Below are 14190 nucleotides of genomic sequence, written 5' to 3'. Positions count from 1 at the left end.
TCAGCTCCCACCGCGACCGTGACCGTGTCGTCAGCGTCATGACAAGAGGACACGACGTTCAGATGGGCAACAACGCCACCCGAGCAGCACCCGGCGTCGGGTCGTAGCCGGATCTGCCTTCGAAGTTGAGGATGCCGTCTTGGGTCTTGCCGGCCCAGTCCCGCAGAGCCTCATGCGGGTCGCGGGCGGCGAGCAACAGCTGTTCGACGCGGGCCTGCGCCTCCAGAATCTTTTCCTTGAACCTCATGCACTCTTCCTCGAGTTCGTTGATTTTCCGAACGATCCTCTTCACATCGTTGACGAACTCTTTCAACTCGTCGGCCACGTCCCACGTCACGACGTCCCAGAGAAGCGACAACTGCCCTATCACCGGAGTCAGCCTCTTGCCAACCTTCTCTAGCAACCGGTTGAGCAGTTCCAAGATTTCCCTGAACTCTTTCGACACCACCTCATAAGCTTCGAGGTAGAGCTTCGCTATGAGATGATGTGCGTCCCCCAGCCCACCCAGCCCCATGTGCCATCGGAACATGCACAACTCGAACGCCCGGCCTGACTCACCGTTCCAGTGCGGTGCCGCATTGAGCGTGCCGGAGCGCAAGTTCCACGCGACCTCGTAGGTGCAGGTGCCGAGCTGGCTGTACGCGGACGACAGCCAGGCCAACCGGCCCGGGTCACCGAGGATCGGATGGAAGATCTTCGCCAGGACGCTCTCGCCGAAGGCGGACCGCCATAGGTCGTCGAAGGTGCCGAGCAGGCCCCCGGGGTCGATGCCGTCAGCGGTGTACTTCTCGCTACTCGTCGCGGGCAGCCCAGGACAGGTGGAGGTTACGTCGTCGTATCCATGCACCGAGCCTGGGAGGGTGGTCAGGTCCGGAAAGGGAACGGACTTCGGTACCGGAGGGAAGGCGGCGCCAATCCGCTGGGCGGCCGCGACATCCGTCTGCTCGACCAAGTCGACGGCCAGGGTGATGTCGTCGGCGGTCCGCGACAGAGCATCACGGGACCGCTTCAACACGATCATATTGACCTCGGCCACGTCCTCGGTCAGATCGGCGAAGACGGCGAGCAGGTTCTCTAGTCCGTCTGTCTCGGCGCACGCGATGCCGGCGTACGACCGGAGCACGTCCACGTGGGTGGCCGCCCGCTCCACCTGTACGGCGAAGCGCCGCAGCTGCTCGGGATGCATGTCAATCTGATTTGTCACGTTCCACCATTGCCCGTTCGTCGACACAATGACTTTGATGACGTGCGTAACTATGTACTACCGGACGGATCGACCGAGCACTGTCGGGTGAAGAACCCACATGTGCCGCAGGTGCTCGTCGGTGGGAGACGGCCGTCTGACGGCTAATCGACCTTGAAGTTGGACTCCTGCCCCGGTTGGGCTAGAGTTCATCAGGCGACGCGGGGTGGAGCAGCTCGGTAGCTCGCTGGGCTCATAACCCAGAGGCCGCAGGTTCAAATCCTGTCCCCGCTACCAGGCGAAACGGCCCCTCGGAGGATCATCCGAGGGGCCGTTTCGCGTATGGGTGCAAACAGAAACGTAACCGGCGCTGGTGTAGCTGTCCGTCGGATCGGGCCGCGTCTGTGTCGTCCGGTCGGGCAATGGCGCTGTCGAGGCATACCTGGCCGCGATGACGGAGCTGAGCGTGATACCACCGAGTCATCGTGATGACATGGTGGTATCACGCGGTCCGGGGTTGGTGGACGGGCGCGATCGGCCCGAGTGTCTGCACCGGCAAGCGCCCTGATCGGAGCGGACGGCCTGCACTGCGAATCAGCAGAGGAGGCAGCTCGCGTTGACGCGGCGTGCCGGCGTGCTTAACTGTTGAGCGATGACGCTGAGCTCGCGCGAGGTTGATCTGTTCGAGCGCTCCAGGGGCCGCTTGGAGGCGATCGCCTACCGCCTGCTGGGCTCGGCGGCCGACGCCGAGGACGCGGTCCAGGACACGTTTCTGCGTTGGCAGGCGGCGGATCGGGAACACATCGAAACGCCCGAGGCGTGGCTGACGAAGGTACTCACCAACGTGTGCCTCAACCAGCTCACGTCGGCGCGGACCAGGCGCGAGACGTATGTCGGGCAGTGGCTACCGGAGCCGGTTCTCGCCGGAGACCGGATGCTCGGTCCGGCCGAGACCGCCGAGCAGCGTGAGCTGGTCTCGATCGCGGTGCTCACCCTCATGGAGCGGCTGTCGGCCAACGAGCGCGTGGTGTACGTGCTGCGCGAGGCATTCGGCTATTCGCACGGCGAGATCGCCCAGATCCTCGACATCACCGAGACGAACTGCCAGCAGATCTACCGGCGGGCCAAGCAACACGTCGCCACCGACCGGACGCGCGTGGAGATCGACGCTGCCGCCGCAGGAAAGATCGTCGAGGAGTTCCTCGCTGCGGCCCGGAGCGGCGACACCGAGCCACTGGTCAGGCTGCTGACCGACGACGCGCTGAGCATCGCCGACGGCGGCGGCCGGGTCCCGGCCCGTGGCACGCCGATCATCGGCGCGCTCGGTATCGCGCGATTCCTGCGGGGCGTGTTCACCCCGACCGACGCCAAGCGGGCGATCTTCCGGAGCATCGTCGGCGGCAGCTTCGCCATGTACGGCGCCGTCGTCAACGGCGGCCCCGCGGTGCTGGTGGTGGCCGGTGACCGGGTGGTCGGTGTGATGTCGCTCGACCTGACGCCCGACGGCGTGGCTGCCATCCATACCCAGGCCAACCCCGACAAGCTGGAACGCATCACGCGGCACTGGGCCGCATCCGAGCACGGGGAGCCACTCGCCACCGACTGGTGACCCAGGTTACAAGCAACTCCTGTCAGGGATCGCGGCGCTGTCCGGTTCAGGAAGCGAGCAGGCCACACCAGACAGGAGGCGGAACATGAAGCACCGCATCGTCGTCCTCGGGGCCGGATATGCCGGAGCCCACGCCGCCGGGCGTCTCGCCCGGCGACTGCACTCCGACGACACCGAGATCACCCTGGTCAACGCCGAACCGGAGTTCGTCGAGCGGATCCGGATGCACCAGCTCGCGGCCGGGCAGGAACTGCGGCGGCGGCCGTTGCGGGACGTCTACGCGGGTACGGGTGTCGCGGTGCGACCGGCGTGGGTCACCGCCGTCGATGTCGACCGCAAGACCGTCGATCTCGTCGACCAGCACGGCGCCGACGGGATCGGGTACGACACCCTGGTTTACGCCCTCGGCAGTACCGCCGCCGACGACAGTGTTCCCGGGGCCGCCGAGCACGCCTACCACGTCTCCGGCGAACAGGGTGCGCTGCGGCTGCGCGAGCGGCTGCACGACCTCGCCGCGGGCGGGACCGTGCTGGTGGTCGGCGGTGGCCTCACCGGCATCGAGGCAGCCACCGAGATCGCCGAGAGCAGGCCGGACCTCGACGTCGCGATCGCCGCCCGCGGTGGTGTCGGCGACTGGCTGAGTGACAAGGCCCGGCGACACCTGCGCACGGTTTTCGACCGGCTCGGCATCACCGTCCAGGAGCACACCGACATCACGCGCGTGGACGAGACCGGCGTACTCACCGGCGCCGCCGGGCGGATCCCGGCCCAGGTGACCGTGTGGACAGCGGGCTTCGCCACGCACCCGATCGCCGCCGCCACCACCCTGGAGGTCGCCGCCACCGGGCAGATCGTCGTCGACGGCACCATGCGCTCGGTCTCGCATCCCGACGTCTACGCCGTCGGTGACGCCGGGATTGCCCAGGGAGCGGGCGGCAAGCCACTGCGGATGTCCTGTGCCTCGGGGATCCCGATGGCCTGGCAGGCCGCCGACGCCATCGCCGCACGCCTGACCGGTCGCCAGGTTCCGGAGAAGACGATCGGCTACTTCCTGCAGTGCATCAGCCTCGGCCGCCGCGACGGCATCATCCAGTTCGTGACCCCCGACGACCAGGCCAAGCCGTCCGCCGTCACTGGCCGGCCGGCTGCCCGGATCAAGGAGTTCGTCTGCGCGGGCGCGGCCTGGAGCATCGCCCACCCGACGGTCATGGTGCCGACCCGCCGTCGTCATGTCAGCGCGACCGTCGAGACCGAGGCACTCCCGGTAACTGCCCGCTGAGCCACCCTGCTCGGATCGGGCGTCTTCCCCGGCCCTCCAGCGATCATCTGGAGGGCCGGCGCCGAACGCGCCGACTCGCCGAGCGGCGCGATGCCGGCCCGGTCCGGCCGGGCACGTCGCCGGGCGGTCGAGCCGGCTGGCGGACGGTTGGCCGGGCGATGACCGTAAATTGAAAGGGTCGCCTGTTCTGCTCTTCCCACACGTCCGACCGGCGGGGAGGGGTGCGGTGCTGGGACCACCACCGGGGACGCCGGCGGAACCGACGGGAGGCGGGCGAATGTTGACCGGGCTGGTGCTGGGGGCCGCCGCGATGACCGCCGGGCTGGTGGCCGGGGTGTTCATCCTGTACGCACACACGATCATGCCCGGGCTGGGCCGTACCGACGACCGTACGTTCGTGGGCGCGTTCCAGGCCGTCGATCGGGCGATCATCAACCCGTGGTTCATGTCCTGCTTCTTCGGGGCGCTGGTCCTCACCGGTGTCTCCGCCGCCCTGCACCTGCGGGCGGACGGGCACGGCGGGCTTCCGTGGATCGCCGTCGCGTTCCTGCTCTACCTGATGGTGGTCGTGATCACGCTGACGGTGAACGTACCGCTGAACGACGCGATCAAGGCAGCCGGCGACCCGGAGCGGATCGCCGACCTCGCCCGGGTACGCCGGGACTTCGACGAGGCGAGGTGGCGGGCGTGGAACCTGGTCCGCGTCGTACTCAGCTCCACGGCGTTCGGCTGCCTGCTCGTCGCGCTCGTCATGTACGGCCGTCGGCGCTGATTCCCCGGCATCCCGGCGAGCGGGCGTCCCGATGATTGGCCGCGTTGCCGGCGGGACTTGCGAGTAGCCCCGAGGATGTAGCCATGGAGATTTTCCGGAACTGGTGGGTCCGCCTGACCGCAGTGCTCGGTACGGCGGCGTTGACAGTGTTCGTACCGGCCGTGGCCTGGGCGTCGAGCGGGCCCGGCGAGATGGTGCTGGAGGCGGCCCGGGGGCGCCGGGCCCGGGGCAGCTTCGGGATCTGGGGGCTGGTCTGCTGCCTGATCGTGGTCGGCGTGATCGTCGCCGTCCTGGTCGTCGTGATGCGCAACCGCAGGTCGGGGGGGAAGGGCTGAGCAGCCCAATCGGGTGACCCGACCTGGCGCTCCGGCTGCTCGTCGATCGCCGGGCGGGTCCCTTCCCGGCGGCTCAGCTGGTCAGCGCGGCGTTTGCCTGGCTGATGAAGGACGCCGCGGCCGTACGCGGGGAAGCCCTGCCGAACTGGACGTTCTCGGCCGCCTGGATCAGCAGTTGCTTGACCGTGGCGTGCCCCTTCGGCGGCGGCACCGGAGCCGGTCCGAACTTCTCCGTCATGGTGGTCTCGAAGGCGACCGACTGCTTCATGCTCTCGTCGGTCAGCGACGCCTCCACGGCCCGCCGTACGTCCAGGTTGGCGCTCAGCCCTCGCTCGGTGCCGAGGATCTCGCCGGCCACGGCGTCGTTGACCAGGAAGTCGATGACGTGCACGACGGTCTCCGGATGGCGGGTACCCCGGAAGGCGGCCCAGTAGAGCGAGGCCCGGGCCCACTGCGCGGCCGGCTTGCCGGGATAGCTGACCACCTTGAGCCGGTCCTTGGTGAGCTTCTGCAATTCGGGGAGTTGGTTGGACCAGACGAACGAGGTCGCCGCCTGTCCGGTGGCCACCAGTTGCTTGGTCACGTCACCGCTGTTCGCCGGTTGGATCACCTGGGCCGGCGGGGCCGCCCCGCGCTCCCGGGCATCCGCCCACAGCTCGAACCAGCGGGCCAGGTCGCTCTCGGTGAAGCCCACCTGCCGGCCCCGGTAGAGCTCCTTGTCCTGGGAGCGCAGCCAGACCCAGAGCGCCTTGTAGTCCGCGGACGGGTCCATGGTGCCGTAGACCTCGCCGTCGGTGCGCTCGGTGATCCGCTCGGCCCACTCCAGATAGTCCTCGTAGGACATCCCGATCTGCGGTTCCGGCAGGTCGTGCCGGTCGAGCAGGCTCTTGTTGTAGATCAGGCCGGGGGTGTTCTCCGCCGCCGCGGCGGCGACCGTACGACCGGTCACCTGGCTGGACTGGGCGAGACCGGTGGGCAGCTTCCGCATGTCCAGCACGTCGGCCCGGACGTAGTCGGTCAGGTCCAGCAGGATCTTCCGCTGCGCGTACTCGGTGAGGTAGTTGTCGTCGATCTGGAAGATGTCCGGGGCGTTCCCGGCGGCGGCCTCGGTGGAGAGCCGGTCGAAGTAGCCGGCGTTGCCCTGGTAGGTGAACTTGAACGTGACGTCCGGATAGCGCTTGGTGTAGATCGCCAGCGCCTGCTTGGTCAGCTCGGCCCGGCGGTCGCCGCCCCACCAGAAGACGGAGAGTTCGACCTTGTCGTCCTGTGGCGCGGCGTTCTCGGCGGTGCACCCGGAGAGCGCGGTGACGACGACGAGTAGCGCGGCACCCAGACGCCGGCCGAGTCGGCCGGCCGGCGGTCTCTGGGCCACGGGGGAGGGGAGGGGAAGAGGCACGACAACTCCTGACGACACCGGGTCAGCTGTGACGGCAACCGGATCATTTACACAGCCGACCTCGGCGGGTGTCAACGCCCGTACGGGCAAGATCGTCCCAACCGCTGCCCGGAACGGCCCGGGTGTCGGGGTCGGGCCGGCGACCCGGGCCGACTCGGGCCGCACCCGGCCCGGCCCGGCCCGGCGACCGTGATGTACTTGGGCACGTGGAACTGCTGCATTCGGGCAAGGTCAGGGACGTCTACGCCGACGGCGACGACCTGATCCTGGTCGCCTCCGACCGGGTGTCGGTCTACGACGTGGCGCTGCCGACCCCGATCCCGGACAAGGGCAAACTGCTCACCGCGCTGTCGCTCTGGTGGTTCGAGCAGCTCGCCGACCTGGTGCCCAACCACGTCATCTCGGCCACCGACGTGCCGGCCGAGTGGGCCGGGCGGGCGATCCGGGTCCGCCGGCTGGAGATGATCCCGGTCGAGTGCATCGCGCGGGGCTACCTGACCGGTTCCGGCATCAAGGAGTACGACAAGACCGGCGCCGTCTGCGGCGTACCGCTGCCGCCGGGGCTGGTGGAGGCGTCGATCCTGCCCGAGCCGATCTTCACCCCGACCACCAAGGCACCGCAGGGCGAGCACGACGAGGCGATCACCTTCGCCGACGTGGTGGCCAAGGTCGGCGCCGAGACCGCCGAGCGGCTCCGCGAGGTCACCCTCGCGGTCTACCGGCGCGGCGCCGAGCTCGCCGCCGACCGGGGCATCCTGGTCGCCGACACCAAACTGGAACTCGGCTGGGCGCCGGACGGCACCATGGTGCTCGGCGACGAGGTGCTGACCTCCGACTCGTCCCGGTTCTGGCCGGCCGCCTCCTACCAGCCCGGCCGCGACCAGCTCTCCCTGAGCAAGCAGTTCGTCCGGGACTGGGCGGTCGGCACCGGCTGGGACAAGACCGGACCGGCCCCGGAGATGCCGCCGGAGGTCGTCGAGGCCGCCCGGGCCCGCTATGTCGAGGTGTACGAGCGGCTCACCGGCCGCCGCTGGTAGCCGGCACCTCGGCCGGCTGGACGCGTACCGGAAGGTCGTGTGCGGCCAGGAAGCCCGCCACCGCCGCCGACCACGGAAAGCGTTCGGCCTGCCGGCGGGCCGCCGCCCGGCGTTCCGGGCCCGGCCGGCCCGCCAGCTCCAGCACGGCGTCGGCGTAGCCCGGTCCCTCGCCCGGTGCGGCCAGCCCGGCCGGGCCGACCACCTCCGGCAGCGCGCTCTCCGCGCTCGCCACCACCGGGGTACCGCTGGCCAGCGCCTCCAGGGCGGCCAGGCCGAACGTCTCCACCGGCCCCGGCGCCAGCACCACGTCGGCGGTGGCGAGCAGCCGGGCCAGCAGGTCGCGGTCGGCGACGTAGCGCAGGAACCGGACCGGCAGGTCGTCCCGGGCGGCGGTCGCGCGCAGCCGCTCCCGGCGCGGGCCGTCGCCGACCACCACCAGCACCGCGGGTACGCCCCGGTCCCGCAACCCGGCCAGCGCGGCGAGGGACCGCTCGGGCCGCTTCTCCGGCGACAGTCGGCCGCAGTGCAGCAGGAGCAACTCGTCCGGCTCGGCGTAGCCGGCGCGCAGCCGGGGGTCGTACCGGTCCGGCCGGAAGTGGTCGAGGTCGACGCCGAGCGGTACCTGGCGGAGGTTGCCGGCGCCGATCCGCCGGAACTCCGCCGCCGCCCACGAGGTGGTGCAGACGATCTGGTCGTGCCCGGCGACGGTACGCAGGTTGAGCCGGTCGGCCACCCGGCGGAGCTGGCCACCGGGGAGCAGCCGGAGCAGCCCGTCGAGGCTCTCGTGCGACACCATCATGCTGCGTACGCCGTGTCGGCGGGCCCAGGCGCCGGTCCAGCGCAACGTCGTACGGTCGGAGATCTCCAGCCGGTCCGGGCGCAGCTCGCGCAGCAGCCGGGACAGCCGTACCCGGTCGACGATCACCCGGTAGCCGCCCATCCCGGGTACGGGCGGACTGGCCAGTGTGATCACCCGGCCCTGCTCGGTCTGCTCGTCGGTGTCGCGCCGGCCGGGCGTCACCAGCACCGGTTCGTGCCCGGCGGCGGCGTACCCGGCGCCGAGCTGGCGCAGTGCGGTACGCAGCCCGCCCGAACTCTCGGTGATGAAGTTGGCCAGCCGTACGATCCGCACGCCGTCTCCCTGCTCTGTCCGTCGGCGGCCCGAGGTTCCACACCGAAGAGATCGATCCGCTCGCCGCCCTGCCCGGAGGTCACCGGTTTCCCCGTGGAAAGGCCCGGTCACGCGGCCGCCTGCCGCAGCCGGACCAGCAGGCCCGGCCGGGGACTGCCCACCGCCGGCGCCTCGGCGAGTACCGCCGTGTAGTGCCCGATCAGCTCGTCACCGATCGCCGCCCAGGTACGCCCGCGCACCGCGGCCCGCCCCGCCCGGCCGTACTCCGCCCGGCGGTCCGGGTCGGCGACCAGCCCGGCGATCGCGGCGGTGAACGCGTCCGGATCGTCCGGCGGGACCAGGTGACCGGTCCGGCCGTCCCGCACCAGGTCGAGCGGCCCACCGGCGGCCGGGGCCACCACGGGTAGCCCGCTGGCCATCGCCTCCTGCACCGTCTGGCCGAACGTCTCGTACGGGCCGGTGTGCGCGAAGACGTCGAGGCTGGCGTAGATCCGGGCGAGCTGCCGGCCGTGCCGAGGGCCGACGAAGAGCGCCTGTGGCAGCGCGCGGCGCAGCGCCGGCCCGGCCGGGCCGGCGCCGACCACCACCACCCGGACCCCGGGCAGCGTGCTCGCCCCGGCCAGCAGATCCACCCGCTTCTCCACGGCCAGCCGGCCCACGTAGCCGACCAGCACCTCCCCGCCGGGGGCGAGGGCACGGCGTAGCGCGGCGCTGCGCTGCTCCGGCCGGAACCGCTCGCTGTCCACGCCGCGCTGCCACAGCCAGATCCGCTGGATGCCGTGCTCGTCCAGCGCGCTCGCGGTGGCGCTGGACGGGGCCAGGGTGCGGTTCGCGGCGTTGTGCACCCGGCGCAGCCAGCGCCACGCCGCCGCCTCGGTCAGCCGTACCCGGTACGCCCGCGCGTACGCGGCGACGTCGGTCTGGTAGACGGCCACCGAGGGCAGCCCCATCGCCCGGGCCACCGCGACGCCCCGGGCGCCGAGCACGAACGGGCTGGCCAGGTGCACCACCTCGGCGTCGTGGGCGCGCAACGCCGCCGCCAGCTCCCGCCCGGGCAGGCCGAGCCGGAACTGCGGGTAGCCGGGCATGGGCACCGACGGCAGCCGTACCACCGGGTAGGGCAGCGCGTCGGTACCGTCCCGGGCGCCGGCCGCCGGCTGCGGTGCGATCACCAGGGGCCGGTGACCACGCCGTACCAGGTGCTCGGCGACCCGTACGACCGAGTTCGCCACCCCGTTGACATCCGGCGGAAAGGACTCCGTGACGATCGCGATCCGCATGCGCTCACCGTCGTGCAGGTCCCCACCGTCCAGGTCACGGCATCATGACCTGCCGGCGAACTGTCAGCGACGAAGCGTGGAGCCGGCTGCCGGGCGGCGGATCAGCTCGACCCCTCCGGACTGCCGGCGCTGGCTCAGGGCTGGCCGGCTGCCGGCACGGCGCTGGGGAGCGGTGCGGCGCTGGAGACCGGTGCGGCGGTGGGCGACGGGCGGCCGCTCAGCCCTGGTCGGACCGGTCGCCGTCGAGCAGGAACGTCCGCCGCTCGTCCGGGGTGAACGGCCGGGTGGCCCGGGCGGCCGCCGTGCCGAGCAGCTTCTCGACCGGACCGCAGACGTCACAGCTCCAGATCCGTACCGAGCCGTCGGAGTGCACGGTGGCGACCCGTTCGCCGTCCGGGGCGAACGCGAAGCCGAGCGGCCCCGGGCCGAGGGTACGCAGGGCCACCGGCTCGGTGGCCCCGCCAGCGGCCCAGAGCTGGATCCCGGTCAGCTCTTCGCCGCCGCCGAGGATCGCCAGGTGCCGCCCGTCCGGGGTGTAGCCGAGCCGGGTGGTGGCGGCGCCCTGGCCGGCGGAGGCGAGCACCACCCGGGCGGCCCCGCCGGTCGCCGGCCAGATCCGGATGGTGCTGTCCCGGCTCAGCCCGGCCACCGAACCGCCGTCGGGGCTGAACGACACCGAGCTGACCGGATCGGCCCCGCCGTGCAGGGTGGTGACCTTGTCTCCGGTGACGGTCCGGATCCGTACGCCGCCGTCCTCGGCGCCGGTCGCCACCCGGGCGCCGTCCGGGCTGAACGCCGCACCCGAGCCGGTCGGCGCGAGGTCGACGGCGACCGGTTGGCCGTCGAGCCGGTCCCAGAGCCGGATTCCGCCGCTGCCACTGGTCAACAGCCGCCGGCCGTCCGGCCCGAACGCGACCCGGGTCGCCCGGCCGGCCTCGAAGGCGACCAGTTGCCGGCCGGACGGCCAGTCCCAGAGCCGGACCGTACCGGCCGCGTCGAGGCTGGCCAGCCGCCGCCCGTCCGGCGCGAACGCGACGTCCATGGTCATCCCGGCATGCCCGGGCAGTACGACCGGGGCGGCGGCACCGGTGGCGAGGGTCGGGCCGGCCCGGTCGACCGGTACCGGCCAGATCCGGACGGTACCGTCGAAGATGCCCGCGCTGGCCAGGTGGCTGCCGTCCGGGCTGAACCGCGCGGCGTGCACCAGGCCGTCGTGCGGTTGCACGATCGTCGGGTCGAACGGGCCGCCGATGTCCCAGCGCCGGACGGTGCCGTCCTGCCCGACGCTGACCAGCCGGCCGTCCGGGGTCAGCGTGACCGCGCAGACCGTACCGGCGTGCCCGCGCAGCGGCAGCGGGTCGAAGGCACCGGTCGGGTCCCAGATCGTGATCACGCCGTACGCGTTCTTGGTGACCAGCCGGCGCCCGTCCGGGCTGAACGCGGCGGGGAAGGCGCTGCGCAGCCGGCCCAGTACCGTCGGCTGGCCACCGGAGGTCGGCCAGATCCGCAGTACGCCGCCGTCCTCGGTGGTGGCGTTGTCGACGCCGACGATCCGCTCGCCGTCCGGGCTGAACAGCAGGCCGTCGGCGGTACCGGTGGAGTCGGCGAGCAGCGTCGGCGCCCGGCCCGGCTCGGCCGTCCGCCAGATCCTCGTCGGGGCGTCGCTGGTGGCGGCGGCCAACTGCCGCCCGTCGGGTGACCAGGCCAGCGAGTGTACGGCGCCGGTGGCGGCGGGCAGCGGGCGGGCCCGGGGCGGGCCGGTCAACTCCCAGATCCGGACCACGCCGGCCCCGTCGCCGGTGGCCAGCCGCCGGCCGTCCGGGCTGAACGCGACGTCGCGGACCGGCTTGTGGTGACCGGAGAGCAGCAGCGGGGCCCGGTCGGGGTCGGCGGTGTCCCAGAGCCGCACCGACGCGGACTCGCCCGCGCTGGCGACCCGCCGCCCGTCCGGGCTGATCGCCAGGGCGGTGAGCAGCTCCGGGCCCGGCTCGGCCAGCGTCACCGGTGGCCGGTCGGGTGCGGCCGGCTGCCAGAACTGCACGGACTTCCGCTCCCCGGCGGCGACGGCGTACCGGCCGTCCGGGGTCAGCGCGGCCTGCTTGACCGGCGCGGCGAAGACCTGCCGCCCCTCGATACCGCGCCAGCTCAGCGTCGCCTGCCGCAGCACCGTCTCGGCCTCGGCGTCCGGCCGCACCTCGAAGGCCCGCCGGGCCAGCAGGAACGCCAGTTGCGGATCGCGGGACATCTGGGCCCGCGCCCCGGCGACCAGTTGCCGGTGTACGGCGAGATCCCGCTGCCCCCGCGCCTGCCGGGCCTGCACCACCGCCACCGAGGCCAGCACGGTCACCACCGAGACGACGGCCGCCAGCGCGGCCCCGAACAGCCGTCGGCGCCGCCGCCGACCGGCCGCCCAGCGGTCCTCGGCCCGCCGGCTGGCGTCGAGGTAGTCCCGTTCCGCGCTGGTCAGGCTCTCCGGGTGCGCCTGCGCCCACGCCTGGGCCCGGGACAGGGCCAGCCCCCGGTAGAGCCCGCCCGGGTCGTGGCCGAGCGACCGCCACCCCGCCGCGGCCTGGGTGAGCTGCCGGTGCACGCGTACGCCGTCGAGGTCCTCCTCCAGCCAGCGGTGCAGCCGGGGCCAGGCGTCGAGCAGCGCCTCGTGGGCCAGCCGTACCGAGCGGTCGTCCAGGGTGACCAGTCGGGCGGCGGCCAGCCGTTCCAGTACGCCCGAGGTCAGTGCGTCCGTCTCGGCCAGTTCGGCACGGTCCACCCGGCGGGCGGTCGGCAGCCCGGGCCGGTCCAGCGGTGCCGCCGGCTCGTCCCCGGTGCCGATCTCCACCATCCGGAGCAGTACGTGCCGGGCCGCCTGCCGCTGCCCGGGATCGAACTCCTGCCAGACCCGTTCGGCGGTCTGCGCCACCGCACCGTCGATCCCGCCGGCCGCCTGGTAGCCGGCCAGGGTCACCGCGCTGCCCCGGCGCCGCCGCCACGCCTCCAGCAGGACGTGCGAGGCGACCGGCAGCGCCCCGGCCCGGCCGGCGACCTGGGCCACGATGGTGGAGACCAGGGCACCCTCGACCATCGCCCCGGCCCGCTCGGCGGGGCGTACCACCGCGTCCCGGACCTGGGCGGCGGTCATCGGCCCGACCAGGACCTGGGCGTCGGCGAGCGCCGCCACCAGCTCGGGCAGCCCGGCGCAGTGACCGTAGAAGTCGGCGCGTACCCCGAGGACCACCCGCAGCCGGCTGTCCGGTGCGGTGACGGCGGCCAGCAGCGCGGCCACGAACCCGGCCCGGGCGCCGGCGTCCCGGCAGAGCGTGAAGACCTCCTCGAACTGGTCGACCACCAGCCACAGGTCGGCCTCGGCGGGGGCGTCGGCAAGCAGTTGCCGGACGGTCAGGTGTAGCCGTGCCGGGTCGGCGGCGAGGTCCGCGCGGAGCGCACCGGCCGGGATCCGGAGCAGCCGGGCGAGCTGCACCGCCAGCTCGCCGAGCGGATCCGCCCCGGGGGTCAGCACCAGCACCGGCGGCCGTTCCGGGCGGGCCGTCACGCTGGGCACCAGCCCGGCCCGGAGTACCGAGGACTTGCCGCTGCCGGAGGCGCCGAACAGCGCCACGAACCGCCGGCCGGCGAGCCGCTGCCGCAGGTCGCCGACGACGTCCTCGCGGCCGAAGAACCACTCCGCCCGCTCCGGCCCGTACGCCAGCAGGCCCTGGTAGGGGGCGTCGTCGGGATGGGGTGGGCTGGGGGTCGGCGGCTCGTCCCGGGCGATCCGGCGCCAGCGGGCCTCCCACTCGGCCGGGTCACCGCCACACGCGGTGACGTACGCCAGGGTGACGGCGAGGGTCGGCAACCGCCGCCCGCCGGCCGCCTCGGAGAGGGTGGTCGCGGAGAAGTGTGCCCGGCGGGCCAGTTCCCGGTAACCGGGGAGGCCGGCCTTCTCCCGCAGCAGGCGCAGCCCGGCGGCGAACTCCCGCACCTGGGGAGTTCCCGGCCCCAGTACGCCCTCTGGTCGCGGCACTTTCGTCCTCGCTCGTCGTCGTCCGTCGGTCGACTGTCCGGAGTTGATTGTCCGGGTCGGCGGGCCGAAGCCGGACAACGAGTCGGCGACTAGACATCTCCTCAACGGGGGTGCGACCGGCGCCCCACCAGCCAGATCACGAGGTGATC

General features: G+C 72.5%; 10 protein-coding genes and 1 tRNA gene. 6 read left to right on the top strand and 5 right to left on the bottom strand.

The annotated features are described in order from the left end of the window. Positions 1 to 58: 58 nt before the first annotated feature. Entirely contained in the window at positions 59 to 1204 is a 1146-nt protein-coding gene (locus tag AAH979_RS31165) for a hypothetical protein (protein WP_346261705.1), read from the bottom strand. Positions 1205 to 1403: 199 nt separating this feature from the next. Here AAH979_RS31165 and AAH979_RS31160 point away from each other — a divergent pair. The 5 genes from AAH979_RS31160 (at position 1404) to AAH979_RS31140 (ending at position 5178) form a co-directional block, all read left to right on the top strand. After that, positions 1404 to 1480: transfer RNA gene (locus tag AAH979_RS31160), tRNA-Met, on the top strand. A 355-nt stretch (positions 1481 to 1835) separates the two neighbouring features. Next, positions 1836 to 2792, top strand: coding sequence for an RNA polymerase sigma factor SigJ (gene sigJ, locus AAH979_RS31155; protein ID WP_346261704.1), 957 nt, complete (start codon positions 1836 to 1838; stop codon positions 2790 to 2792). 85 nt (positions 2793 to 2877) lie between these two features. After that, positions 2878 to 4071, top strand: coding sequence for an FAD-dependent oxidoreductase (locus AAH979_RS31150; RefSeq protein ID WP_346261703.1), 1194 nt, complete (start codon positions 2878 to 2880; stop codon positions 4069 to 4071). 277 nt (positions 4072 to 4348) lie between these two features. Continuing rightward, the gene (locus AAH979_RS31145) at positions 4349 to 4843 is read left to right on the top strand and encodes an anthrone oxygenase family protein (RefSeq protein ID WP_346261702.1); all 495 of its coding nucleotides are present in this window, start codon (positions 4349 to 4351) and stop codon (positions 4841 to 4843) included. 83 nt (positions 4844 to 4926) lie between these two features. Further along, positions 4927 to 5178 carry a hypothetical protein gene (locus tag AAH979_RS31140; RefSeq protein WP_346261701.1) on the top strand — a complete coding sequence of 84 codons (252 nt, stop codon included), beginning with the start codon at positions 4927 to 4929 and terminating at the stop codon, positions 5176 to 5178. 73 nt (positions 5179 to 5251) lie between these two features. Here AAH979_RS31140 and AAH979_RS31135 read toward each other — a convergent pair whose 3' ends face one another. Further along, the gene (locus tag AAH979_RS31135) at positions 5252 to 6550 is read right to left on the bottom strand and encodes an ABC transporter substrate-binding protein (protein ID WP_346261700.1); all 1299 of its coding nucleotides are present in this window, start codon (positions 6548 to 6550) and stop codon (positions 5252 to 5254) included. Between the two features lie 230 nt (positions 6551 to 6780). On the opposite strand from AAH979_RS31135, the gene AAH979_RS31130 reads away from it, so the two are divergent. Continuing rightward, positions 6781 to 7611, top strand: a complete 831-nt coding sequence (locus tag AAH979_RS31130; RefSeq protein ID WP_346261699.1) for a phosphoribosylaminoimidazolesuccinocarboxamide synthase — start codon at positions 6781 to 6783, stop codon at positions 7609 to 7611. On the opposite strand, the gene AAH979_RS31125 is transcribed toward AAH979_RS31130, so the two are convergent. The 3 genes from AAH979_RS31125 to AAH979_RS31115 all read right to left on the bottom strand — a co-directional run bounded on the left by AAH979_RS31125 (position 7592) and on the right by AAH979_RS31115 (position 14041). After that, the gene (locus AAH979_RS31125) at positions 7592 to 8743 is read right to left on the bottom strand and encodes a glycosyltransferase (protein WP_346261698.1); all 1152 of its coding nucleotides are present in this window, start codon (positions 8741 to 8743) and stop codon (positions 7592 to 7594) included. The two genes, AAH979_RS31130 and AAH979_RS31125, sit on opposite strands and share 20 nt — an antisense overlap. Before the next feature lie 107 nt (positions 8744 to 8850). Beyond that, entirely contained in the window at positions 8851 to 10023 is a 1173-nt protein-coding gene (locus tag AAH979_RS31120; RefSeq protein ID WP_346261697.1) for a glycosyltransferase family 1 protein, read from the bottom strand. Between the two features lie 217 nt (positions 10024 to 10240). Continuing rightward, entirely contained in the window at positions 10241 to 14041 is a 3801-nt protein-coding gene (locus AAH979_RS31115; protein ID WP_346261696.1) for a hypothetical protein, read from the bottom strand. Between the last annotated feature and the right edge of the window lie 149 nt (positions 14042 to 14190).

This window comes from Plantactinospora sp. ZYX-F-223, assembly GCF_039649625.1.
Classification (GTDB): domain Bacteria; phylum Actinomycetota; class Actinomycetes; order Mycobacteriales; family Micromonosporaceae; genus Plantactinospora.
Note: the sequence above shows the minus strand (reverse complement) of the source record. Positions and strands in the feature narration are given on the sequence as shown.